This window comes from Halobaculum roseum (assembly GCF_019880245.1).
Taxonomy (GTDB): domain Archaea; phylum Halobacteriota; class Halobacteria; order Halobacteriales; family Haloferacaceae; genus Halobaculum; species Halobaculum roseum.
Window position 1 is genome coordinate 2,212,657 of the sequence record NZ_CP082286.1, and the last position, 23,888, is coordinate 2,236,544.

Sequence of the window (23,888 nt, forward strand, 5' to 3'; positions counted from 1 at the left end):
GTGAAACGGGGTGCCCGCCCCCGCCCGCTCGCCCGGCCGGGCCTCGCTGCGCGCCGTGGGTGCTTGCCTCGGCCGGGCCGGAGCGACCGGTCGGCCCCGGGCGGTCCCGCCCGCGTGGCGGTTTGTCGGCGCCGCGACGGATGCGGCGCGCCCGAGCGCGTGCCGAGTACGCACATGACCGGACCAGATCGACTCGAGGACATGAGTACAGACGCCGACCGCTTCGAACGCGAACAGCTCGCCCGGGACCGGGATGCCGACCGGGCCGAAACGGCCGACGTGACCGCGGCGTTCGCTCGGGAGCTCGTCGACGATCTCATCGATGCCGACATCGTCACGGCGTGTCCCGATCCGCAGGTGTTCGTCCACGACCCGACCGGCGTCGCGTTCCGGTCGCGGCGCCAGTTGGCGGCGTTTCACCGCGGCTGGGCGACCGCACGAACCGGCGGCGGGGTGGACGAATGAGACGCACCGTGACCGGCTGTGCCTTCTGTGACGCAGGTCCCAGGGTCGATGTCGGGGCCGCGCACACGTGGGGCGTTGACGAACTCGTGACGCATCCGATCTGTGTCGACTGTGCGGTTCGCGAGCGGACGGCACAACGGGCAGACCTGGTCGCCTGTGACGGCTGCGGGCTCGGCTTCGATACCGCGGCGGCGCTCACGTCGTTCCGCGTCGAGGTCGGCCGTCTCGAAGGTGTGATCCGACTGTGTGGCGAGTGTAGCCCGGACGGGCCGGCGACACACTGGACGCGCGACCCCGAGGATCATGCTGTTCAGTTCGTGGACGGCTCGACCGCGAACGGCTCCGACCGGCGATAGACTATCCGCATCGGTCGCCCTTTTGCGTCGGTTGGGAGCGGATCGGCGTTCGGGAGAGTCTGAAACTCGTCAGGACCAGCCCGAGCTGTTAGCGCCAGTCCGAGAGCGTCGATTAGGTCGTCGGTCCCGATACCCGGATTCCCGTCGAGCTGGCGGGCTAAGTCCCGCCACGTACCCGGTTCGTACTCGGTACTCGCCGCCATCACATCCAATCGCGTAACCATTCCTTGGACGGTCGACTTGTTGAACTGGAGGTCTTCGTCGGCAAACGCTCTGAAGCAGACTTCTGGATGCCCCTCGACGACCGTCTCGTCTGCGGCCGTGTTCTCCAGCAACGCATCGACCTGCTGGATTCCCTCGGTAATGCTTGCGGCTTGTTGCGTGAGGCCCTTTCCCGTGTGGTCCCGGTTCGTCTCACTGAGTTCGCTGTAGGTTGTCGCGTCATCGCTCGCCGCGTCGACGGCCGCGCGACAGGGGGACGGGAACACCGACGACGAGCGGGGACCGATCACCTTGCGAGCGAGGCGATCACATCGTCGGGAGAGCGTTTCGTCATGTTTGAGGCAGTCGCCTGGGTCGTCAAGTGACCCGCACAGACCGATCGGGATGTCGACGACGATCCGGTCGGCGCTATCGCCGTGTTCCTGCCACAGCTCGTCGATCGTTTCGAAGATCTCGACGGCGGGCTCTCCATCCGTCGGATAGCCGACTGCGACCCACGCTCCAGAGTCCCAGTCCACGCCGATATGCTGCCATGGTGTCGTCGACATGCGGTGGTTTGCCGACGGCCGACGCAAAGCGGTTCGGGTTCGGACCGGTGACACGTTTTCGGCTCGCGCCGCTCGCCGCTTCCGCCCTCCGCGCCGCTCGCGAACGACCATTCCGGGCGTGCGGGCGCTCTCCGCACCGCCCGCGCCCGATCACCAAAATTACGGCTCACGAACTGCTAGCAGTCGGCTCTGGTAATTGTGGCCCGGGTTCGTCTGGATGTACGCCGTCTCCCCGACGACAACCGGTGGGCCAGACCGCTCGCCGATCTCCAGTCGCCAGCGGCGTGTCCCGTCCGCCCGTGCGACGGCTGCAAGTTCCTCACCCTGACCGATGTACACCGTATCCCCCGCGACAGTCGGCGATAGGACAGCCCCGTTGTCGGTCTCGTATGTCCATATGTTGCTCCCGTCGCTGACGTCAAGAGCGTGTAACCGTCCAGTGTCGGCATCGGGGTACCACTCACTCACGTACAGCGTCCCGTCCGCGTATGCTGGCGGGCTTAGCGTCTTCTTCGGGAGCGTCCAGTCCCACGCGACCTCACCCGAGGCGGCCTCAAGGGCGAACAGTCGTTCCGCCCCCGACCATGGGGAGTCATCCAATCCTGCGGACACGTGCGGCCTCAGGGCCGAGACGAAGACGTGGTCGGCGCCGGCGACGGCGTGTGCTTTGAGGTACCACCCGTCGCCGGCGTCCAACCTGGCGGTCCATTCCCGATCGCCGGTCCGGCGATCTACCGCATACACCTCCCGCGTCGCTCGATAACTCTCGTTCATATCGAACGTGAACACACGATCGGCGGTGACTGCCGGCTTTGCCCAGTCGGTGCGCCACGTCGGTCCATTCTCCGTCTCGACGACGTGCGGGCCGAGCGGTGCCGTCCAGTCGATATCGCCGGTCGCCGCGTCACACCTGATCACCCCACGATTCGAGCCGAGATAGAGGGCGCCATCTCGGACGGTCGGACTGATCGGCGGATGCTCGCCGCTGGAGGCGGTAATCTCGTGTTCTCGAACCCACTCCTGGTCGCCGCTGGCTACATCCAACGCATGCAGCCGGACGACGTTCCCCGCTTCCCGTGTGATGACGAGCAGCCGATCGTCGTGGAGGGCCGGCGCCCACCGCATCGGCGGCAGCTCCGAGTTGGACCATTGCTGTTGGCCGTCTTCGGCGGAGAGTGTAAACGCGGTGCCACCAGTCCACGCTTCGGTTAGATAGAGGGCGTCGTCAACGACGGGTGGGTAGACGGGGCGGTCACCGAGGCTCCGCCATGCGATCGTCGCGTCGTCTCGCGGGCCACGTGCATCCGGTGTGTGACGGGTGTGCTGGCTATCATAGCCGATCTGTGGCCAGGTGCCTGCCGGGATCGTGACGTCGGTGGAGGGGTCCTCCCCGTTCGGGGTGCCGGACCCACGACGGGGAGAGGAGAGACAGCCAGCGATCCCACCCGCGAGACCGCCACCTACCGTCGCGAGGAGCGTTCGGCGGCGCATGCGTCAGCATGTTCGGATGGCGGGATACGTTTTCTGGAGACACAAACGATCCCTGAACACTCTTGGTACCCTATCCCTGTCGAGACCGCCGTATTGAATGCAATACTGAAATCACTCGATTGGATTGTGAATGCTCCGTGAGAACGAGCTTGCGTGTTTGTATTATGGTTGAGGACTTGAATGAAATTCGTTGGATTCTATACCTTAGAGAAATCCATACTTCAGTGTGGAATACGAGATTGGTGCAGGGGAGTCGGTCAGCCAAGCCGTTCTTAGGTGTGTTAGTCAGTTCGAGGACACCGCTATCACTGAGCTTCCGCTACTCTACGAGTCAGTAGATCCTGACGCATTGAATCGGATATTCACAATGCAGTGCAATAGTCGCGTTTCGTTCGCTTTCAGTAATTCTCTGATTGATGTCTACAACAATGAATACCTCACTGTCGAAGCCGCGTAACTCACATCTCGAAATACAACACCTATGCTGACCCCAACGGAAAATATGGGTTTTCTGTCTCTATTGCTGACTGCTGTTCCGTCCAGAACGGCCCCAAGTAGAACGACTGGCAGATCTAAACTGTAAGTCGGTCAAGTGAATCGGTGATCCTCAAAATAGCTTTACTCTCGTCTGTGTATTGTCATTGATATGGTTCGGACGCGAGTGCTCCAAGGTCTCGGCGCTCTCAGTCTCATCGCCAGCATTCCACCCATCTGGTGGGCGTTTCAACGGCCAATGTGTCCGAACCTCAGTTCTGGAGGTTCATGTACTCCGAATCTCTTCTACTTGGTTCCAGGACTGCTTGCCGCTCTCATCGGAATCGGCCTCATCGTGTTCGTGTATCGTCGACGCACACAGCAGGATCCGGCGAAGCCACCAGCGTGAAAGAAATCGTCTGTACTATCGCTGACCGTGCTTCCTTCCAGAACGCCCCCGAATAGGACGACTGGTAGGTCGGGACTGCGTATCTCACAGCGATAGTGTGGCGAGACCTTTCAGTATTCAGTTTCGGTACTACATCCCATCGCTGTTGAAACAAACGAATGTTCAACTCCTCCATCGGGCTGTACATACACACCGGTTGCAGAATCGTTACAATCGAATGCTGATTGCGGTACGGTGAGTTCAGTTGTTTCCTTTGAGACAGTAATGGAGTTATCATACGCTGAAGGTACCATAATCCCGATTTGGGCGATCCCCTGAGAGGGGAACTGTAATTTAGTGTCGATAGCAGGCTGTGAGGCCTTCTCGTCTTGGATTCGGAGTGCAATCTGTCGGGCACTATCTTGCTGATTCTCAACCACAACGTAGTGCGGGCGAATCTCGCTTGGGAGGTCCTCCCGATCTCCAACGCGAAACGTGACGAAGGGTTCTTTTGTTGAGTTTACCTCTAATGGTACTTCCCACTCGCGAGAACCGCCCTCCTTCCGAGTTGAATCCGTCACTCTGGAGTGAGGCGATTGAGCCGTCTCACCGGTCTTCTGTTCGCTAGTAGTCGGACTTTGAGTATCGGCCAATTCATCAGATGTACCGTTCTCTGTCGGCGTAGTAGCGCACCCGGCAAGTGTACAGACCACTGCTCCCCCAACCAATCGGAGAGCCGAGCGTCGAGATTGGACCATATGTCTGATAGCTATCTAATTGGTAAGTGCTTTCTCTGTATCTATCGCTGACCGCTCTTCTTTCCAGAACGCCCCCAACTAAAACGACTGATAGGCCGGGATTGCGTATCCAACGTCGAGGTCATCGCGTCCGGTCACCAAACTCGTTCTAGTGTTACCCACTTAATCAGCACTCACAATTGAAGCAATGCTGACGGACTACTTCCGCTTGGGGCGCATTCGGACGGTGTGGATAGCGCCCAAGACAAGCGTACACTCGATGACAGTCTCGATGCTCTCGGGCACATCCAGCGTCGGAAGTTGCTGCGTGCACTACTCGTTCACAACCCACAGGACGATGAATCAGTAAAGATCGATTCGTCCGAATCGAACGAGGAAGAAGTTGAACGGCTCATCGGGATGAAGCACGTCCACCTCCCGAAACTGGAGGAGTACGGGTTCATCACGTGGAACCGGGACACGAACAAGGTTTCGAAGGGTCCGAACTTCGAGGAGATCCGTCCGCTACTGGAGATGCTCGCTGCCCACGAGGACGAACTGCCCGACGGGTGGCTGTAACCCACACTGTGAATGAGATGACTGGTACATTCACTGTATATATCGCTGACCGTGCTTGCTTCCAGAACGCCCCCGAATAGGACGACTGGTTGGTCGGGACTGCGAGCCTGGCACTGTTCGCGGACCGCATGGTCACCCCGACTCTGCGATGAGGGGCCCTCCCCACAGGAGAATCGCCGCTGCTCCGATGACGAGAACTACTCCACCGACTCCGAGCGCAAACAGCGGTGAGACGGCGTCGGAGATGACGCCACTCCCGAGTTGGAAGGGGATGACAGCTAGGCCGCTGACCATCGCCATCGCACTCAACACGGTCGCCCGCCCGAGCGTTTCGACGCGGTCGTTGATGTACTGGCCGGCGAACGAACGGGTGACGTCGGACACCCCACGAATGAGGAGGAACGTCGGGAGCGCGAGGACGGGCAGGAAGTACATCCCGACCAACGCCCCGCCGACAGCGAACGGGATGACCAGAAACCACGTTTGAACGCCGACCGTCTCCTTGATCGCCCCCGTGTAATAGCTGAGGCCTGCACCGACGAGACTGTACGCTGCATAGAACCACCCCAACAACGCTTCGACCTGCGGCGCTGGGACCCCGAGGTCGAGGACGACCGTCTCGAAGATCGGTTGGAGGAAGACGAACACGAGGTACGTCACCGCAGCGTACAGTACGTAGTAATACAGCAGGAACGCACGCAATTGACGACGAGCGAGAACATCCCGCACGATTTGAACAGTGCGGCGAAGACTCAGTGTGTCGGTCGCAGTCTGCTTGTACGTCTCGGGTTCGTCGATCGTCAGCAGTACCGCGACGCCGATGCTCGTGACGCCCGCCGCGACGAACCACGGGTACGAGAGGTCGATACTCCCGAGATAGCCGCCGAGAATCGCTGCCACCGCTCCGACAGCCAACGCCGCCGACTCGCCACGGCCTCTGACATGGGCAAACTCGTCCTCCGAGAGGTCGTCGGTAAGGGTGTCGTAGAGCCACGCGTCCTCGCTGCCGGAGCGGAAGTTGTACCCCATCGACCAGCAGACGTAGAGCCCCGCCAACGGAAGAAACGAGTTTGAAAGCCCGATACCGAACAGCGTCACTGCGATCAACGCGGTTCCGAGGAGCAGGCTGTTGCGTCGTCCCACACGGTCGCCGACGTAGCCGGTCGGGATCTCCCCGAGCAGCGTTGTCAAGTTGTAGATCGCTTCGAGAACCGCGATCTGGGTAAACGAGAGTCCCTGAGCGAGAAAGAAGAGATACATAACCGGCCGGTAAAACTCGACGGCTTTCGTGGATTTGTAGAGATAGTATTTCAGGATGGGACCGGAGATCACTCGAGTACTCCAGTTTCCGACACGCCCAGCCATTTCCACCTCGGCCGATGGCGAGCCGACACGTATGTCCTGTTATTATCGATTCGCCGGGAGGGAAATACGGGGACGATCGAGGTGACGGGCCCTTGATCTCTCGCTGACCGCTCCTCTTGCAGAATGGCCACAAATAACCCGACTGGTACGCCGGGACTGCGTATTGAACGTGCTATGGAAGCCGTTTAGCAGTAAGGTACGCCACGACAATCGCAACCATCCCACCGATCACGAACCCGGCAGCGGATTCAAACACGACGTATAGGGTGTATCCAACGCCGAAAAACGCCAATCCGGTAGTGGCGAGGAGGATTCTAAACTGCATATCGAGAACCGCCATTTCCTCGAACCGGCTCATATTCTATACTACTTGAGACTTCTCTATAGTGCTTGGGTTGGTCAGTTCACTCTCTGTCTCGGTCACGGGATTCTGACGAGAATCAGAGATGTTGCGACCTAACTCTCTCCATCGTTCATCTGTCCTTCCCACTTCGATCGGGATGTGACAACTTCTATACAAAATTCGATTCCGACTCTGCGGTTCGGTGGTGCTTTTTTGCGCCTTCACAGAGTGCAGGCGCACTCGGTCGTGCCTGCACAGCACAGGTGATTCGAGATGTGATACCACTGCCAGCGACAGGTGAACCGTCAGATGGAAGCTCGATGACCGATGGCGGTCTCCGAGGCTGAACAGGTGACGCAAAGGGGGATGGACATCCTCGCCCTCGATATCGGCGCGAACGCCCTCGTGGGGTGTACGACGATCGCGGGCGACCAGTACTGGGACAGTGGCCAGGACCCGTTCCGACAGTTCCGTGAAGCGACCGAACGCATCGCCCACGCCAAAGCGAAGCTGCCGGATGGACAGCACACCAGCGAGCGGACGCTCCGTGAACGCGGAGTGGATATCGATCCGCTGGTCGCTCGCTTTTTGAACAGATACGCGGAGCCCGACGATCACGGGGTGTAGCTAGTTTCTTGCCAGCCACCGTTGCGCTGCTACTCGCGGCTCCCGATTGCGTAGATCCGCCCATCAGCGATTCCGACGTAACACATCCCGTGTGCCAGTGCGACCTGTGTGTCCATGACGTAGCCAGCCATCCCGATATCGGGGACGGTGATCTCGATGGTCCACGCTCGGCTGTCACTCGTCTCGTAGGCAACGACGGAGTCATTCCGTGGAACGATCACACCACCGTCGCCGGCGGCAGGCGGTTGGTTATCGCCGCTTTCGGCCGAGCGCCACCGAATCGAGCCATCAGCAGTGTCGATCGCGACGACGCCACCGTGATGGGTGTTCACGTACGCTGTCTCGGCGGTGACGACCGGTGACGGGATCGCGTTGCCGTAATCGTCGTCGACCACCGTCGTCCGCCACAGCACGGTTCCATCGGTGGTCTCGGCGGCGACGAGTTCCTCGGCGATGCCCGGGACGTACAGACGGCCGTCGGCGACCGTCGGGGTGCCCTGAATGTCCGGACAACACTCGTCTGGGGTGGCGATCTGTTTGCTCCACCGTCGATCCCCGGTCGTCGCATCGAGTGCGGCAATGCGGCCGTCAGTTAATCCGACGTAGACTCCCTCGCTGTCGGCACAGGGTGCCGTGTAGCACTCGCCAGCGATGGCTGTACGCCACTGTTGGGTGCCATCCAGCGTATAGGCGTACACCGCGTTATCTTCGTCTCGCGTCGCCAGGTAGCACGTCTCGTCCACAACTGCTGGCGAGCCAGTTACATCCGGAATCGTGTCCGTCCACTGGGTCGACCCGTCGTCGCGGGCAAGGGCTGTTAGCGTCGCCTGCTCGTAGTCCGGGCCGCGGGTGACGGCCAGAAGTGTCTCGTCAACGAGCGCAAGGCCGACGGCACGGCCGATTCCGAGATCCACGTCGAGTTGCTGCTCGCCGGATTCGGCGTCGAACCCTGCAAGGTGGGTTGTCGAGTACTCGGCATCATCCGGTGATTCTACATAGGCGATGTAGACTCGGCCCGAGCCGGCGATCGGTGCCGTTGAGCTATGGGGGTCGGTCCCTGGACGGCGAAGCCAGGCAATGTCGATGTCGCCCTGTGGGACTGTGGTGGCGGCGTTTCCGGTTCGACCGCCATCGTGACCGTCCTGCACCCAGCGGCCGGCCGTCGTGTAGCTCCCAGTGTACGCGTCGTTCGTGAATGGTTTCGGAACTGACTCTCCGTCAGCGATTCCGGGAACGTTCGGGGTGGTACAGCCGGCGAAGGCTAGGACACCTCCACCGGCTACCGTCTGTTGGAGGAGCTGTCGACGCGTCAGCGGAGCCATATTCTCAGTGGCTCGAGCTGGGAGAAACGTCTTCTGGAGGGACAAACAGTTGTTCGCGTCAATTGGGACCGCCTCGAAAGCTCCCGGACGCTCGCCGGCCGCGAACCGCTGCACGCCTCGTTCCTACGGTGCTTGCGTCGTGGGGGCACGTCGAACGCCCGGCCCCTTTCAGTCCCACCCGGAACTGTTGTGGGGCCAGCGCTCTCAATCGGTTGGCTAGTGTGATTGATACGGCCCGCCCCGCTCGCCGCTGCCGCCCTCCGCTTGGCTCACGGCTCCCTGCGGTCGCCGTTCGCATCGAGGCGCTCCCTGCTCGCGGGTCGCGGTGCTCCCCGCTCGCTGACGTGGTCTCCCGTCGGTCGACCACGCAACGGTCGTGCCTCGCTTCGCTCGCGACCGACCATTCCGGGCATGCGGGCGCTCTCCGCACTGCCCGCGCCCGTTCCGGGCTGAAGTGCATGTGCCCTCGGCGCCAGCGGGAAAGCGTGGGGGGTTGCGCGGCGTGGCTGCTCACCCCCCACGCTTTCTCCGCTGGTCGCTCGCTCCGGGCGGGTCGGCGCGCGGCGCTGGGTGGGGTCGCCGTCGCGGGCGCGCTCTCGCTCGCGCCCACAGGGCGCTCGCGAAGGCGCGAGCGAGAGCGCGCAGTCGTGACTGGTCGGTTTGTGAGGAAATCCCCGTGCTGGAACACGGGGTGTCGGGCGCGTCGTGAGCGCCTTCGGAGACAGCAGTGGAACGTAATCGTGTCTTCGATGAAAAGGATTCGGCAGTATCGAGCGGGAATCAGGACATCGCGGACGAGAGCCCGGAGCTGCAGGCGACGGTCGAGTTGCGGACGCAGGCGAAAGTCGATTCGGAGGCGATCGAGAAGGTCGCCGACACGGACGAGCTGGATCACCCGTACGGGATGACGCTGGAAGCCGAGGAGAAGTGGGAGGCCCGGGAGGCCGAGAAGGAGCGGACGCGCGAGCGACGGCGGACGCAGTCGTCGCTGCGCGAGCAGGGCAGTCGGGTGAGCGCGGGCCGGCGGGCGACACAGAGCCAGCGCGCGTTTCGCGAGCGGGCGGCGAGCGTGGATCCGGCGTTCGACCCGACGACGGACCCCCGGGAGGAACTGGAGCGTGACCAGGTGGCGGCGGTAAACGAGCAAGCCGAGCGGATCGCGAGCGAGGTGCGCGAGAGCGGGACGCGAGCGGCCGTGAGTCGGCGGCTGGCCGAGCAGGTGCACCGCGGGAAGAGCGTCCTGAGCGCGAGCGTGGCCGTAACCGAGGCCGAGCGGCGCCGGCCCGGGACGGTCGTCCCCATCGACGAGTTGGAGGCGGTTTCGCGCACGGAGGTGAGCATCGCGGGTCGCGTCGAGGAACTGTGGGATCCCTCCCATCCGAGCATCGCGCAGGTCGGGCTCGTCGCGGACGACACGGGAAAGACCCGTGTGACGGTGTGGAAGAAATCGAACGCCCCCCGGATGGACGAGGGCGAACGGGTTCGGATCCGCGGTGCGGCCCGGAACTGGTACGAGGGGCGCGTCTCGCTGGCCGTGACCCGGTCGACATCGATCCACTTCCCCGAGCGCGGTCGCTGGTGGGAGTAGGCTGATCGGGAGACTCTCTTTTTATTGTGGGCCGGACCAACCCAAGCCCCGCCGCCCCGCCCACCGCTCCGTGCTCGCTCCCTCCGGTCGCTGTGCGCGCAGCCACGACCCTGAGCTGTCGACTTATCCTTTCGCATAGAATCAGCTTGTCCGGGCACTACCCATCTCACCGGTAGTGTTCAGATAAGCTGGTTCCATGCGAAGGCGAACGCTTGAAGCCAATTTTCGACGGTGTCTGCTTCGGCGTGGCTAAAACAGTTTGAGAACTGGTTAGTTCGTCGTTTTAGTTCTCTGAAGACACGTTCAACGGCATTCCGATTACCATGTTTTTCGTATCTGTAATCGAGGCCGTGTCGGTGAAGTGCCGCTTGCAGCCACGGTGCGGAATCGACGAGAAAGAGCGCGTCATCGACGAGATGTTTGTCGCGGAGTTCCGCAAGAAACATCTCGGTAATCGCTTGATTTCTCGTCGGAGAGAGCTTCACGTGCAACAAACGATTCGTGTCGGGATCGACGGCAGCGTACAGCCAGAACCGTTGGTCGTTGAGCTGGATCACGGTCTCGTCAACCGCGACGTGATCCGGATTGGCGCCATCGAGGGGCTGTAGATCGGCCTTCTGAACCCAGTTGTGAACGGTCGTTCGACAGCGGTCGACACCCAACCTATCGAGAATTGAAACGGTATCCGAAAGTGATAGTCCAGCCAAATGGAGTCGGATACCGAGCTTCATCGCCGGCTCGGGTGTCGCCTCTCGCTCCACAAAATCTAACTCGAAGCAATCGCTACCTCCGTCGAGGCGGGCGATTTCGAGCATTGATCACTCAAAAATCGTTCCGCCTCACTCTTCATCCTTATCTGAACACCGCCATCTCACCCGCCGGCAGTTTTATAAAACTCCACACAGTGTTTGCTACTGTACGGTAGCAAACAATGAAAACGAGATTACCGAACCGAGACACGCCGAGGGAGTTGGCGAATCGAGTGCGAAGCAATCTGGGCAAAAGGGTTAATACCCTGTCAGAGATACGGAACCGACATGGATTGCCATTCAACGGTGGCAAGGGTGGGGGCATGATCGACGGGACCGCCCTCGGTGGGTTCCCGGAGTACCTCGCGAAACAGGAGGCCGTCCTGATCGGAACCGTCGAGAACGAGCAACTGGAGAGCGATGTCGCGTACTACCTCCACGCACGCGGCGAGCTCGCGCTCGGGGAGTACGACCGATCCGAGGAGCGGTTCATCCCGAAACGGACGGTCGAGTCGGATTCGAGTATCATGAGCGACACCGTCCAGGCGCTCCTCGAGTCGGGAGTGGAGGTCACCCTCTCACCGATCGGCGAGGCCCTCAACGACGCCGCCCGGCTGTCGGGGGACGACGTCCTCGGGAAGAAACAGGCCCACGTGTATGCCCTGCGTGAGATCTATGGGTTCAGCCGTGGGGAGGCGGCAACCGTCCTCAACATCAGCCCGAGTACCGTCGATTCACAGCTGTACAGCGCCCGCGACCGGAAGAACTCCGCCGAGTCGTTCGTCGATACGCTCGATGAGATCGTCTCCGAAATGAACTAAGCACGGATCCCACCGCCCATGTACACACTCGACCGCGACCTCGAAGAACACATCACGGAACTTCCAGATGGATTCATTCGACTCGGCGGTCGGGACACGCCGTTCACCCTCCAGGGCGGCGGTGACAAGCGGATCGAGGCAGCACAGTTCCACCAGACACGGGACGCGAACATTCAGGAGCGAGACGAACTCCGGAACGACCCCGTAACACGCGATCTCGACGAATGGAAAGACGATCCAGGAGGGTACGACTTCCCGCACGTCGATACGATCCGCCACGAGGAACTCAAGGACCGTGCCACGCAGGCCGAGCAGTTCATCAGGGATATCGATCTGATCTCCGAAACCCGATTCGGCATCGATTTCCGGACCGACGGGCTGTATGGGCAGTACCTTCCGGGGATCGAGATCATCGAGATCGGGCAGGACTCGTTCGACTTCCTCGGCTACCGAACCGGTCCCGTCCTCGCTCACGAGGTCGGACACGTGTTCTACGACGCTGTCACACCGGATGCGGGTCATGCGGACAGCGACCCGATCTTCGAGACCGATCAACAGCGTACCGAAGCACAACGGATCAGCGAGCGGCTCCACGGACCGATCCCTGAATCGGACATCGACGGGATCTCCAGTTCCCGCATGAGCGAATCCGAGTTGTTCGCGGAGGTGTTCACCTCACTCGTCATCGAAGGCGAAGCCGCGGATCGGATCGCGCCGAACGCGAGCAAGCGCGTCCGTGACACGCTCATCGACCACTTCGACTACCGGATCCGATTGCTGTTCGACGGGTAGCCAGCCCCGTTCAGTTACTCCTCTCGGCGTTCCTCGTCCGTCCGATCGTCCGCGGCTTCGATTTCCGCATCAGACACTGACAGATTGATATCGCCGGATCCGGTGTGGGTGATGGAGAGACCCTCGCTCACACGAACGGACTCCGTTTCCGGTGTGTCGGAGAGTGCATCGTAGATCGCCTGTGCAGCGACTTTGCTTGCGACGCCGACAACGAACGAGACGACGACCGTCTCGGGGCCCGTCAGCGGGCGGACTTCTCTGTACTCGATCTCCGAATCGGTCTCCGAAGCGACCTGGTCGGCGAGGGACTCGATGATCGCCCCCGCTTCGTCCGTGGACAGGGTTCCTTCTTCCACCTCCCAGATGAGGTATTCCTCATGCTCCATTGGATTTGTCTCCGTTCACAACGATATTATTACTACCGCCGACATCCCTCAGATAATCCGGTCGTTCGTTCGACGGGGATAGTTGCATCTCTCATACCACGTGAGCGTTCACCGAGTGTGAACTGCGGGTTGGTATCGTCTTCGTGTAGGAGAGGATGAGCACGATGAGCCCCTCGCAGCCAGTGGTTTCGTGAATCACTGCTCAGTGGGCGTTTTATCGGCCCCTGACGGGTGCGGGGCGATTCAGCTTGCCTCGCGTAGACACATGGGACATCGAGCACTCGTCGCATACGAGCGACCTGACGGCACGTACAACCTGCACTACACCCACTGGGGCGGCTGCAACCTCAGGTTGAAGCATCGGATCACCGAAGCGACGCCCTTCGGCGAGGAGTACGAAGGGAGCCAAGCGATCTACGAGGAGCTCGGGACGGCCGCCTCGACGTACGTTCCCGAGGAGCACCGACACACGCAGACCGAGGTCCGGCTCGAACCGACCGCGGTCGGAGTCACTGTCGAAGCGGCGCTCGCCGACCACCTCGACTTCCAGATGCACGAGGCGTTCTACATCGTGACGAGGGAGTTCCAGGTGACGGCGTTCCGGACGTTCTGGTTGGGGTTCCATTCGGAGGCAACCTCGGTCGAGGAGAGCCCGTCACGCGGCCACGGCGTGATCTGTACGGTTCGATGGTACGACGGCGACCCGGTCGGCGACGGGTTCCTCCGGGGGAGGTTTGCAGGTGCAAAGGAGGTGACCGCGGAGTTGATCGACCGGGACGTGTTCAGCGAGGTCCAAGCGACGACGTTCCTCGTCGAGCGCCTCCTCGGGAACCGTCAGGGTCGGTACGAGGCGTACGTCCAGCGGGCGGACACGAACGAGCGTCGGTGGTATCCGTCCCACTACACCGCTTCGCCGAGGACGCCGAGATCACGAGAATAATCGCAGTTCGAGCGAATTCTCCACCGACTGAGGGCGTCGGTGTGGGGTGATACGTACGGAACAGCAGTTAGCTATCGGCAGTGTCCTCTGTGAAGTCCCGATGGAACATTTTGTAGGAGTTCGTAATCGGGACGACGCTGTAGGAATCGACTACGTCGTTGTCGTGGAGATGGCGACGAACGTGCGCGTTAATTTTATCGAGTGAGGACTGCCAAACCCGTATCATCAGGTCGTGTTCGCCCATACACTCGGCTACCTCGTACACGAGCCCATCGTCGAGCAGCGTCCGAATGAACTCGTCAACACGGTCAGCGCTTGCTGAGGTGTCGTAAGTGATCTGAACCTCCGCATACGAGTAATCAGCCTGTTTGAACACGAGGAGCGCGAATATCTGGAGGATCCCGTCTTCTTGGAGCTGCTTGCGGCGCCGTCGTGCCGCCGTCCGCGACAGATCGACACGCTCGGCCAGTTCCGTATCGGACAGCCGGCCGTCCTCGTTGAGTTCCCGAAAGATTAGATAGTCCTTGTGGTCCATTCGGTCTTCCAACAGCTCAACGACTCTCGGATCCTCTATCCATTCCTTCGACTCGGGTGTTTCAATGCTCATAACAGTCGTACATTATTGGGGTATTTGAATCCTTTACGTTTTGTTACTTATACGGCCGGGAATCGCGCCCGTTCGGCGGTAACGGAACCCGATTCGTAGGTCGACCTGTTCCAATTCGTTTTTAGTTTGGATCCGGTTCGTGGGTGAAGGCGTAGACCACCTTCCCGCCCGATTCGATCGTCTGCATCGCGCCAGAAGTAGCGAACTGCTGTGCACCAGCGTAGGCCCAGAGATACCCGTCGACCGGCATTTCGACGTGTTCGACGAGTTCGCCGTGAAGATCGACAACGTCCGCGACGACTTCACCGGCCTCGACGAACTCGCCGGTCGATTGACGGGGATACAGAATACCGCCGTGGTCGTTCCGGAGCATCCCGTGTGCTCGGTTCACTCCGCTTCCACCGGTGTACTTGCAGGGAACGACGGTAATCCCCTCTTGTGGACCCTCGGTTGGATCACCGCCGAGTACGTCGAACTCTTTCAACACGTTGAGAGTACCGTCGACACCGACTCGGAGACTCGTTTCATCGAGGTACCGACCGTCGATAAACTCGACCATGAGTTCCGGGATCCCCTCGGCCGCCCCTTTGTTACTGAGCGTCGGCACGGTGTCCGAGCCGACAGGGCTCGGTCCTTGGTCTACGCGGTCGTCTCGACGGATCGTGGTGACGCCGAACGCCTGTGCCGCTCGTTTCAGATCAGCCTCAGTCTCGTCGGTTGGTTCGATGATCTGGAAATACAGCGAGTCGGGATGGTCGTTACAGTGATAGTTGAGCACGAGGTCGGCTTGACTCCACGCCTCACTCCAGATCGCGTTGGCGAGTCGCTCGGTCGTGTTCCCCTCCGGATTGTCCACATTGACGTACCCGACATCGCGGTTGTCGATCCACGACCGGTACGTGGCATGCATGAACGCCAGCGGATTCGCGACCGGAATCGCGATGACGGCACCACGGACACGTTCGGGGGAGAGTTCACGATGCATGATCTCGTGAACCACCTCCGTGCCCTGGAGTTCCTTGCCGTGTTGAGTCGAGAACAACAGCGCGGTCGGTCCGTCCTCGACACCGTTGAGGACGAGCGCCGGGATGTCGATACTGTCTCCGGTCGTCAACTCGACGCCGTCGATGTACCCCGTTTCTAACTCGCCCGGTTCGGCCTTCACGTCGCCGACTTCGATAGTGTTACTCATCGTTGAATCACTCCGGAACTGCCGTGACCGGATACACTGCGGTAGTTCCGATTGCCGCCATCGCGAGGACGGGATCGACGATCGGGATCTCGAGTGAGTCGCCGAGGTCAGCAAGCACTCCCGATGTCGTGAGTCCGGTACAGCTCGGCGCGACCACGTCACAGCCGGCATCCGCGAGTCGTTGGACCGACGCGCGGATCGCGTCGTGGCCCTCGCTCGTCGTGAGGTAATTCGTCGTCTCCGCTCCCTCGACGACCGCACGTGCCTGTAAATTATCACCGAGAAGCTCACGAACAACCGGTGCCGTCCCGCTTTCGAGACCGAGCGTGCCGACGCGTTCACCCCGAGCACGTGCAGCGGCCGCCACGCTTGCACCGGCCCCGATTACAGGCACGTCCAGTTCCGCATCCAATGAGTCGACCGCGGGATCGAGTGCGCAACTGATTCCGACCACGTCGACATCGGCCGCCAGCTCCCGACCCAACTCTTCCACGTAGGGCAATGCGTCCGCCTCGGCATCGACCGATGGGATCCCGTCCGGATGGTCCGGAATACACTGGGATATCGTGTCGATGTTCGGGAAGTGTGACTCGATTATCTGTCCGTGGAGCGATACCGCCTCGGGATCGTCCTGTGTCAGTACACGGAGGACGCCCATCTCGATTTGTTCTGGTCTCGTCATTGTTCTGTCTCCGATTGCCGATCGCATTCGCATTCGTCCGCACTGCCGGACGCACTATCTCCGTCTCCGGTCGATTGAGCTCGCTTCGTGTCCGAGGCCTCGTGAACGCCACGCGCCGCGAAGAAGCCTTGCTGACGGAGCGCCGCCAGCACCGTCTCCTCTCGCCGATTCATGAACCCGTCCGGACCCCAGTACCGTTCGAGGGTTTCGTCCCATTCGCGGCTGGAATCCCCGTAGACGCTCTCACCGTACATCCCGTTCATCGCGTCGTAACACTGCTCAAGGATGTCCTCGCTCAGGGTGGTGTACCCGTCCTCGTGAAGGACGGCCTCGAGCGGTACGCGTGGGGCGTTCTCGGTTGCCTCGCCGTGGCGAGGGATCCCGAGACACAGCCCGAAGACAGGCAGCACGCCTGCCGGAACATCAGCGACCTCGGCGATCTCCGGGAGGCCGTTGAGAATGTTTCCGATGGGACACACACCGTAGCCGCGGCTTTCGGCCGCTGTCATGATACCCATCGCGGCCAGCGAGGCGTCGATTGCTCCCTCTAGGAGCCCCATCACGGGAGTGATGCGGAACGCCCGCTCGCGATGGGCAAGCAACTGCTTGATCCGTTGCAGGTCGATACAGACTAACAGGAAGTGACTAGCCTCCTCTATCTGCTCAGTACCCCGATCGCACAGATCGTGAATCCGTTCTCGGTCCGCGGGATCACGAATCCACACGAAGCTGTACATCTGGGCCGTCCCGCTCGTTGGGGCCTTCCGTCCAGCATCGACCAGTTCGCGAACCTCCGCGTCCGGAATCTCCGCGTCAGTATCGAACTCCCGAACGGTCGCTCGGCGGGCGAGCCATCCCGTCAGATCTGCCACCGGCGATGGCTCCCCTGCGAGCGCGGGCCGATGCTCGCGGTCTCTCTCGATGTCGCTCATACCACGACGTCGCCTCCACTTACGACGAGTTCGTCATCGAGATACACCTCGGGTTCGAGGACGATCCCGTCGAGGTGTGAGTCGCACTCGATGGTCCCTCCGAAGCCGTGATTGTCGCCGAAGGCCACGTGGCAGGTTCCGTACACCTTCTCGTCCTCGAGTACGGTTCCGATGATCTCGGCGGCCGGGTTGGTGCCGAGACCGAGCTCAGCCACTCGGCGGGCACACTCGTCGTCTCCGAGTGCGTCACGGAACTCCTCGGTTGAAGGCCCCTCGATCGATTCGATACTGCCGGACTCGATCCGGACCACCAGCGGGTCGTCGAGTTCACCGACGCCCACGAGCCCGCCATCGAACGCGATGGCACCCTCGGCCGTCCCCTCGACCGGCGCGATATAGCTTTCACCTGACGGGAGGTTTCCCGACTCACCCGGTTCCGTGATCAGCCCGTCGCTCGGGATCCCATCGCGGCCCGACAGAGACACGGTCAACGTCTCAGTGGTCGATTCGATCCGGGCCTCATCGGCTGCTGTGAGCCGTTCGGTGAGTGCGGCAGTAAGCCGTTCGACCTCGGCGTAGTCAGCAGTGATCGCCCCCTCACTGAACATGTGTTCGGTGATACCCGGCATGGTCGCGACTCGCGCACCCGCGTCCGTCGCATCCTCGCGTGCTCGAGTGTGGGTCAACGATGCGCTGGTCGGACAGACGACGACGTCAGCAGCGGCCATGGCAGCCGAGACATACGCCGGCGGCTCCATGCCGCTCCGTTCCATCGGGCGAGTTTCGATCACCCCCGCCTCGAGGCCGAGGTCGTCACCCGCCTCGAAGAGCGCGTGGCCGATTGCACGCTTGTCGGTGTCAGTCACGACCAGCAGGCTCTCGCCGGGCTCGACAGCCATATTTTCTTCAAGGACACGGCTAGCCACTGACTCGAGGTCCGCCATGTCACACCACCTCCGTGGCAGTTTTCGCGAGTACCGACCGGCCGAGGAGCACGCTCGTGTCCGTCATCTCCTGGACTCGCTTTTTCATCTCGAACGAGTAGCCCATGCAGTCCATCACGACCAGGTCGGTTTCGGTGCCGATCGCCTCGGCAGCCGGCGAGATCTCGTCGTCCTCGGTGTACGGTGAGCCCGCCGCAGGGACGATATCGAACCCGTTCCACTTCTCGAAGGTCTGATCTATTTGTTCCGGCTTGGGCAGCAGTACACCGATCGTGCCGTCTTGGACGATGCTTGAGGCCCACGCGTGCAACAGATCACTGGGCTCGAGAATCGGCACATCGGACTCAAAGGCCGGGAAGTCGCCGGTGCAAAGGACTCCGATAGTCGAGACGCCGTGGTCGTCGGTGAGCTCGTCGATACGAGCCTGCATTAGCTCAACCACGGAGTTTCGGTCGACCGTGACCGAGCTGCCGTCCCTGAGTCGAGTAACGAAGATGGGCTCCCCCTCCCGCGGTCCGACTGCCTCACGCACTTCGTCCGCCGAGTCGAACTCGTCGAGTGCGCCCGCCTCGATGAACTCGACATCGTCCGGGAACTGGTCGATGATGTCCGGCGTGATGTCGGTGCGTGGCGACTGCCCGATGGTGACGAGTCCGATCGTCTTCATGCTTCCTCCCCCGGCGTCTGGAGCCGATCCATCGAGCCGTACAGCGACCGGAGGCGTTCGAATTCCCCTTCATCGTAGAACTCGGCGCGGTCGCGGGTGAAGTCTTTCGCGACCTCGAGTACGAACCCGGTCGCCTCCGTGAGTTCAGGGAGATAGTTCGCACCCGTCCCGGACCCGGGAACCGGGTTCACGCTCGTCGTCGCGACGCCGACGACCGGTGAGTCGGTTGCTGTCGCGGGTTGGAGAATGCTGTTGATGTGATGGAGATCGTTCCCGTACGGTGTGATGTCCTGCGTGGTGAGGGTGAGCGTGGACGGTGGTTCACCAGTCACACGCTCTTGCGCGTCGAGGAGGGTCTCGCTCGGCGGGAGAATCCACCCCTCTTTGACCGTGGGAGACACCGCGAACCCGCGCTCGCAGTGGACGCGGTTTCCCTTGGTCGCGTCCACGGACAGCACGGCATCCATCTCGTCGTCGACCTCGTGTTCGTTCATCGTCTCCATGTCGACCGGGCTTCCCATGAACGGAACCGGGTCGTGCGGCTGCGTCGGCGCGTCCGGACAGACGTGCGTCGCGATGCGCACCTCGCCGGCGAGCGCGTCGTCTCGGTCGGCCATTTCCGCGAGTTGGAACGCCGTGGCGAGCGCGACGATGGCTCCGTCGGCGTCGGAGACCATTCCGATCTCGGCAGGGCGTGCGCCGACCCCACCGAGGCGTCCGACAACACCGAGCGTCTCGGCGTCCGGATCGGTGCCTGGGACGATGATCTTCACGAAATCCGTCGTCCCGTCATCGCTTGAAATGGTAGTCACATCCACATCGACGGGAGTATCGGCGAGTTCGTCGCGAACTGATTGACCGTCGGCTTGCGGATGGTCGAGAACGTCGTAGGCTTGCTGAATTTTGTCGAACATAGTATCAGGTAATGTGTTTGGGATTCGTTTGCTCGCTATTCCTCGAACGCGTATTCGATGACCGGCTCACCGACTGCTTCCTCGACAGGCTCGAACAGTTCGGGTCGATGCATTCCCGCTCCGAGGGCCAACGAGGACGCCGGAGCGACAACGACCGATACCGACTGCCCCTCCGAGAGTTCCGCCGTCGAGATCGGCTCGCCGGTCTCGGCGTCAAGCGTAGTGATCAGGTCAGGGAAGGTCGCGAGACGCTCGCCGTCCCGGTCGAGTGTCATGTACTCGTTCCAGAACGTCAATTCGTGTCCGTCGACGGTCACGGTCCCCACGTCGAACCCCCCGGTTGTCTCCAGCGCCCACGACTCGACAGTGCCCGTAACCGCGACCTCGCCATCGAGCACGTTCGCGACGTCGTCGACCGCAGTCGCGCCATCGGCGGCCGTCCGGACAGCTCGGCCGACCGCCTCGGCCTGGTCGTAGACGGTCACCGCGGCATTGGACGCTGCATAGTCGGCGGACACGGGATTGCGTGCGACCGCGACGAGCCCGCCGGCGGCCTCGGCCGTCTGGCGAATGGTCGAGGCCGCAGATCCGAGCTGGGCCTCCACGAGTAACTCGTGATGTCGCTCGCTGCCGGGTTCGCCCCCGACGCCGACCTGCAGAACCACTTCGTCCTCCGAGAGGCCGATCGATCCCATCGGCCCTGTCGGATGCGCCCGGCCGTTACATGTTGCATCGACCAACGGGAGGCCGGTGACCGCAGACTGAAGCAGGCCGTTGACCGCCGCGAACCCACCCATCTCGTTGGTCATCAATGCGCCAACGGTTGTCCCGCGAGCGTCGAGCCGATCGACAGCCAGTTCCACCGCGCGGACGTAGTCTGCCGGTCGAACGTGACTCTCCGTCGCGGCCGGCGCACCGACCCCGCTTACCGTCAACACGACCTCCGTCGGATCGAGTTCGGAGATCGGGACTATCTCCGGGTCTCCGTACTCGACCGCGAGGTGTCCGAATTCGATCCCTTCGTCGAGCGAGCCGCCGCCGCCCCCGCCGAGGACAGCGCCCCCGACGGCGACGTGCTCAACCCACTCTGCAGTGATGTCGTCGTATCCGTGATTACTCATTGATATTCTCTCTCGCTTGGTGTTCGAACTGCTGATCCGGTCGGCCGCCACTCCGCTCGTCCCGAGCTGGCTCATCGTCGCTCTCGCGCTCCACCGGTTCCTCCGCTCGCAGTGCCACGAACGAGTTCGGGCGCTCGCTATCGGTGTCCCGGTATTCGGCTTCGCCTCGGGTGCGAAGCCGCTTCATCGCGCTTTCGACGAGATGGTAGGCCTGCTGGCGGCTCATCGACTCGAAGAGCCGCTCCGATTTCGCGACCGCCGTTGCACACACTTCGTCGGCCTCGCATGGCTCAGAGCAGGCGGTGCAGGCGGGGAGCTGGTCTTTGAATCCGACCGGGTTCGACGCACACTCGATTACGAGCTCGTCTGTCCACGGCCGCCGCTTTCGTGCGCGTTTGAGTGCCTCAAGTCGGGACGTCTCCGCGTCTCGGCCCGAAGATGTACCGTCGACCATCGTCACCAGCCCGGTCCCTCCTGATACTGGTCGTCGTGCAGGTAGCACCGGGAGTCGTGATCGTCCCCGAGTTCATACATCGGCGGTTCGTCGCCCGAACAGGCGTCGAACGCGTACGGACACCGAGAACGGAACGCGCACCCGCTGGGTTTCTCCCTCGGATCGGGGATTTCGCCTTCGATCGGTTGCTGCTCGGGTTTGAGCTGCTCGTCCGCCTCGCTGACGGTGGAGATCGCCGAGAGCAACGCTCTGCTGTATGGGTGCTCGGGTGTCTCGAACACCGACCCGACGTCTCCGGTCTCGACCAGCCGACCGAGGTACATCACTCCGATGCGGTCGGCGACGTTCCGCAACAGCGAGAGGTCGTGCGTGATGAACAGGTACGTAATGTTGTACTCCTCCTGGATATCCTCCAGAATATCCACGATACGGGCCTGTACACTCACGTCGAGTGCACTCGTCGGCTCGTCGAGGACGACGAACTTCGGGTTAAGCGCGACGGCCCGAGCGATCCCGACCCGCTGTTTCTGTCCGCCCGACAGTTGTCCCGGGTACCGGTAGAGGAACTCCCTCGGGAGATCGACCATCTCTAGCAGTTCCTCGATCCGGTCGAGCCGTTCGTCGGCGCTCCCGTATCCGTGGATCTTGAGCGGAGCCTCGATGATGGTCTTGACTCTGTGGCGGGGGTTCAGGCTCGACGTCGGGTCCTGATGGACGATCTGCATGTTTCTGCGGAACCGCTTGAGTTCCTCATCGGAGAGGTCGACAACGTTCTGTCCGTCGATCTCGATGGTCCCGCCCGTCGGTTCGGTAAGCCGGAGCAGCGAGCGACCGGTCGTGGTCTTGCCGGACCCGGACTCGCCTACGAGTCCGAACGTCTCGCCCTGCTCGATCGAGAAACTGACCCCGTCGACGGCCCGAACCTCGCCGGTCCGTCGTTGCAGAACCCCCTCGTGGATCGGGAAGTGTTTCTTGAGGTTCTCGACCCGTACCATCGGCTCGTCAGCGTCGGAATCGGTCTGGGTCGCCGCATCGCTGTCTCTATTCAGTAGGCTCATGTCTGGGACCCTCCATCGGCAACAGCGTCCGATTCTGACCCCGCGTCCGTCGCCTCCCACGGCGGCGGACCGATGTCGACGGTTTCGGCTCCGAGGTCGACATGGCGTTCGTGTGCCGGCGGGCCATCGAAGAGATGACAGGCAGCGTTGTGGTCGGACTCGACCTCCCGTGGGTACGGATACGTCTCTCGGCACTCGGGTTCGGCATGTGGACAGCGGTCGGCGAACCGGCACGCCCTCGGCGGGTCGGTGTAGTCGGGGAGGTGCCCCTCGATGCCTTCGCCGATCCCCGTGGCCAACGTGGGGATACTCCTGAGCAGACCGCGTGTGTAGGGGTGGTGCGGGTCCGCGAACAGATCGGCTGTCGGTGCCTGTTCGACGATCTCGCCGGCGTACATCACGTTGATGTAGTCGCTCACCTCCCGGGCCACGCCGAGATCGTGGGTGATGTACAGGACGCTGGTGTCCCGTTCCTCGACGAGCTCATCGAGTAAATCGAGTACCTTCTCCTCGGTCGTGACGTCGAGGGCGGTCCCCGGCTCGTCCGCGATGAGGAAATCCGGTTCGGACAGAAGCGCGATCGCGATGAGTACGCGCTGGCGCATCCCCCCCGACAGCTCTACCGGATAGCTCTCGAACACCCGCTCGGGTGCGGAAATCTCGACCTCACTGAGCATCTCGACGGCCCGTTGGCGGTACTCCGCTTCAGAGCCGCTCTTGAGCTTGTCTCGGAGCCACTCGGTGAGCGACATTCGTGGTTGGCCCTGCCACTTCAGGACGTCGACCATCTGCTCGCCGACCGTGAGAACGGGATTGAGACTGGTCATCGGGTCCTGCATGATCATGCTCATCTCTCGGCCGCGGCGAGCGTGGATCTCGCTTTCCGAGAGTTCGAGCATGTTCTGGCCCTTGTAGATGATCTCCCCCTCGGGAATGGTCGCCGACGGCAGCAACCCCATGAGGGACTTTACAGTGACACTCTTTCCACAGCCGGTCTCACCGACCAGCGCCGCCGTTTCACCCTGTTCGATGGTGAAATCGACGCCGTTGATGACTTCAGCTGTGCCTTCGTGCGTGTCGAAGTTGACGTGGAGGTTCCGAACCTCGAGTATTGGGTCACTCAT

The 23,888-nt window shown here is 61.8% G+C and carries 27 protein-coding genes; 9 read left to right on the forward strand and 18 right to left on the reverse strand.

What is annotated here, in order from left to right; genetic code table 11:
- Positions 1-174: 174 nt before the first annotated feature.
- Positions 175-465, forward strand: coding sequence for a DUF8069 family protein (locus K6T36_RS11205; protein WP_222921358.1), 291 nt, complete (start codon positions 175-177; stop codon positions 463-465).
- Complete coding sequence (locus K6T36_RS11210) at positions 462-821, forward strand: DUF7558 family protein (RefSeq protein ID WP_222921359.1); 360 nt, start codon at positions 462-464, stop codon at positions 819-821. The genes K6T36_RS11205 and K6T36_RS11210 overlap by 4 nt, the downstream gene beginning before the upstream one ends.
- On the opposite strand, the gene K6T36_RS11215 is transcribed toward K6T36_RS11210, so the two are convergent.
- Positions 776-1,591 carry a DUF429 domain-containing protein gene (locus tag K6T36_RS11215; protein ID WP_222921360.1) on the reverse strand — a complete coding sequence of 272 codons (816 nt, stop codon included), beginning with the start codon at positions 1,589-1,591 and terminating at the stop codon, positions 776-778. The genes K6T36_RS11210 and K6T36_RS11215 overlap by 46 nt on opposite strands.
- Before the next feature lie 159 nt (positions 1,592-1,750).
- On the reverse strand, positions 1,751-3,082 hold the full coding sequence (locus K6T36_RS11220) for a PQQ-binding-like beta-propeller repeat protein (RefSeq protein ID WP_225935105.1): 1,332 nt from the start codon (positions 3,080-3,082) through the stop codon (positions 1,751-1,753).
- Positions 3,083-3,308: 226 nt separating this feature from the next.
- Between K6T36_RS11220 and K6T36_RS19190 the strand changes: the two genes are divergently transcribed.
- Both K6T36_RS19190 and K6T36_RS11230 read left to right on the forward strand, forming a co-directional pair.
- On the forward strand, positions 3,309-3,539 hold the full coding sequence (locus K6T36_RS19190; protein ID WP_222921361.1) for a HalOD1 output domain-containing protein: 231 nt from the start codon (positions 3,309-3,311) through the stop codon (positions 3,537-3,539).
- A 1,391-nt stretch (positions 3,540-4,930) separates the two neighbouring features.
- Complete coding sequence (locus tag K6T36_RS11230) at positions 4,931-5,260, forward strand: hypothetical protein (protein WP_222921362.1); 330 nt, start codon at positions 4,931-4,933, stop codon at positions 5,258-5,260.
- 132 nt (positions 5,261-5,392) lie between these two features.
- On the opposite strand, the gene K6T36_RS11235 is transcribed toward K6T36_RS11230, so the two are convergent.
- On the reverse strand, positions 5,393-6,520 hold the full coding sequence (locus tag K6T36_RS11235; protein WP_225935230.1) for an MFS transporter: 1,128 nt from the start codon (positions 6,518-6,520) through the stop codon (positions 5,393-5,395).
- Between the two features lie 277 nt (positions 6,521-6,797).
- On the reverse strand, positions 6,798-6,983 hold the full coding sequence (locus K6T36_RS11240; RefSeq protein ID WP_222921364.1) for a hypothetical protein: 186 nt from the start codon (positions 6,981-6,983) through the stop codon (positions 6,798-6,800).
- A 312-nt stretch (positions 6,984-7,295) separates the two neighbouring features.
- Here K6T36_RS11240 and K6T36_RS11245 point away from each other — a divergent pair, with 312 nt between their 5' ends.
- The gene (locus tag K6T36_RS11245) at positions 7,296-7,595 is read left to right on the forward strand and encodes a hypothetical protein (protein ID WP_225935106.1); all 300 of its coding nucleotides are present in this window, start codon (positions 7,296-7,298) and stop codon (positions 7,593-7,595) included.
- Between the two features lie 29 nt (positions 7,596-7,624).
- Here K6T36_RS11245 and K6T36_RS11250 read toward each other — a convergent pair whose 3' ends face one another.
- Positions 7,625-8,917 (reverse strand): PQQ-binding-like beta-propeller repeat protein, encoded by a 1,293-nt coding sequence (locus K6T36_RS11250; RefSeq protein WP_222921365.1) that lies wholly within the window; start codon positions 8,915-8,917, stop codon positions 7,625-7,627.
- A gap of 727 nt (positions 8,918-9,644) precedes the next feature.
- Here K6T36_RS11250 and K6T36_RS11255 point away from each other — a divergent pair.
- Positions 9,645-10,505: an OB-fold nucleic acid binding domain-containing protein gene (locus K6T36_RS11255; protein WP_222921366.1), complete on the forward strand. Its 861-nt coding sequence runs from the start codon at positions 9,645-9,647 to the stop codon at positions 10,503-10,505.
- Positions 10,506-10,684: 179 nt separating this feature from the next.
- Here the strand turns inward: K6T36_RS11255 and K6T36_RS11260 are convergent, their stop codons facing one another.
- A complete protein-coding gene (locus K6T36_RS11260; protein ID WP_222920972.1) occupies positions 10,685-11,320 on the reverse strand; it encodes an IS6 family transposase in 636 nt (211 codons plus the stop codon).
- 257 nt (positions 11,321-11,577) lie between these two features.
- Between K6T36_RS11260 and K6T36_RS11265 the strand changes: the two genes are divergently transcribed.
- A complete protein-coding gene (locus K6T36_RS11265) occupies positions 11,578-12,075 on the forward strand; it encodes a sigma factor-like helix-turn-helix DNA-binding protein (RefSeq protein WP_222921367.1) in 498 nt (165 codons plus the stop codon).
- Positions 12,076-12,093: 18 nt separating this feature from the next.
- A complete protein-coding gene (locus tag K6T36_RS11270) occupies positions 12,094-12,867 on the forward strand; it encodes a hypothetical protein (protein WP_222921368.1) in 774 nt (257 codons plus the stop codon).
- Between the two features lie 14 nt (positions 12,868-12,881).
- On the opposite strand, the gene K6T36_RS11275 is transcribed toward K6T36_RS11270, so the two are convergent.
- The gene (locus K6T36_RS11275; protein ID WP_222921369.1) at positions 12,882-13,253 is read right to left on the reverse strand and encodes a hypothetical protein; all 372 of its coding nucleotides are present in this window, start codon (positions 13,251-13,253) and stop codon (positions 12,882-12,884) included.
- 265 nt (positions 13,254-13,518) lie between these two features.
- Here K6T36_RS11275 and K6T36_RS11280 point away from each other — a divergent pair, with 265 nt between their 5' ends.
- A complete protein-coding gene (locus K6T36_RS11280) occupies positions 13,519-14,193 on the forward strand; it encodes a DUF6735 family protein (RefSeq protein WP_222921370.1) in 675 nt (224 codons plus the stop codon).
- A 67-nt stretch (positions 14,194-14,260) separates the two neighbouring features.
- Here the strand turns inward: K6T36_RS11280 and K6T36_RS11285 are convergent, their stop codons facing one another.
- From K6T36_RS11285 to K6T36_RS11335, 11 genes are all read right to left on the reverse strand, one after another.
- Entirely contained in the window at positions 14,261-14,800 is a 540-nt protein-coding gene (locus K6T36_RS11285; protein ID WP_222921371.1) for an Lrp/AsnC family transcriptional regulator, read from the reverse strand.
- 121 nt (positions 14,801-14,921) lie between these two features.
- Complete coding sequence (locus tag K6T36_RS11290; RefSeq protein ID WP_222921372.1) at positions 14,922-15,965, reverse strand: succinylglutamate desuccinylase/aspartoacylase family protein; 1,044 nt, start codon at positions 15,963-15,965, stop codon at positions 14,922-14,924.
- 34 nt (positions 15,966-15,999) lie between these two features.
- Positions 16,000-16,650: an aspartate/glutamate racemase family protein gene (locus K6T36_RS11295; RefSeq protein ID WP_225935107.1), complete on the reverse strand. Its 651-nt coding sequence runs from the start codon at positions 16,648-16,650 to the stop codon at positions 16,000-16,002.
- A 20-nt stretch (positions 16,651-16,670) separates the two neighbouring features.
- Positions 16,671-17,606, reverse strand: a complete 936-nt coding sequence (locus K6T36_RS11300) for a nitroreductase family protein (protein WP_222921373.1) — start codon at positions 17,604-17,606, stop codon at positions 16,671-16,673.
- Positions 17,603-18,550 carry an aminopeptidase gene (locus tag K6T36_RS11305; RefSeq protein ID WP_222921374.1) on the reverse strand — a complete coding sequence of 316 codons (948 nt, stop codon included), beginning with the start codon at positions 18,548-18,550 and terminating at the stop codon, positions 17,603-17,605. Before K6T36_RS11305 ends, K6T36_RS11300 begins: the two co-directional genes overlap by 4 nt.
- Before the next feature lies 1 nt (position 18,551).
- The gene (locus K6T36_RS11310) at positions 18,552-19,217 is read right to left on the reverse strand and encodes an AroM family protein (RefSeq protein ID WP_222921375.1); all 666 of its coding nucleotides are present in this window, start codon (positions 19,215-19,217) and stop codon (positions 18,552-18,554) included.
- Complete coding sequence (locus K6T36_RS11315) at positions 19,214-20,131, reverse strand: DUF1177 domain-containing protein (RefSeq protein ID WP_222921376.1); 918 nt, start codon at positions 20,129-20,131, stop codon at positions 19,214-19,216. Before K6T36_RS11315 ends, K6T36_RS11310 begins: the two co-directional genes overlap by 4 nt.
- 35 nt (positions 20,132-20,166) lie before the next feature.
- Entirely contained in the window at positions 20,167-21,252 is a 1,086-nt protein-coding gene (locus K6T36_RS11320) for an S-methyl thiohydantoin desulfurase family protein (RefSeq protein ID WP_225935108.1), read from the reverse strand.
- Positions 21,245-21,712, reverse strand: coding sequence for a hypothetical protein (locus K6T36_RS11325; protein WP_225935109.1), 468 nt, complete (start codon positions 21,710-21,712; stop codon positions 21,245-21,247). The genes K6T36_RS11320 and K6T36_RS11325 overlap by 8 nt, the downstream gene beginning before the upstream one ends.
- A complete protein-coding gene (locus K6T36_RS11330) occupies positions 21,709-22,824 on the reverse strand; it encodes an ABC transporter ATP-binding protein (RefSeq protein ID WP_225935110.1) in 1,116 nt (371 codons plus the stop codon). Before K6T36_RS11330 ends, K6T36_RS11325 begins: the two co-directional genes overlap by 4 nt.
- On the reverse strand, positions 22,761-23,888 hold the full coding sequence (locus K6T36_RS11335; protein WP_222921378.1) for an ABC transporter ATP-binding protein: 1,128 nt from the start codon (positions 23,886-23,888) through the stop codon (positions 22,761-22,763). The genes K6T36_RS11330 and K6T36_RS11335 overlap by 64 nt, the downstream gene beginning before the upstream one ends.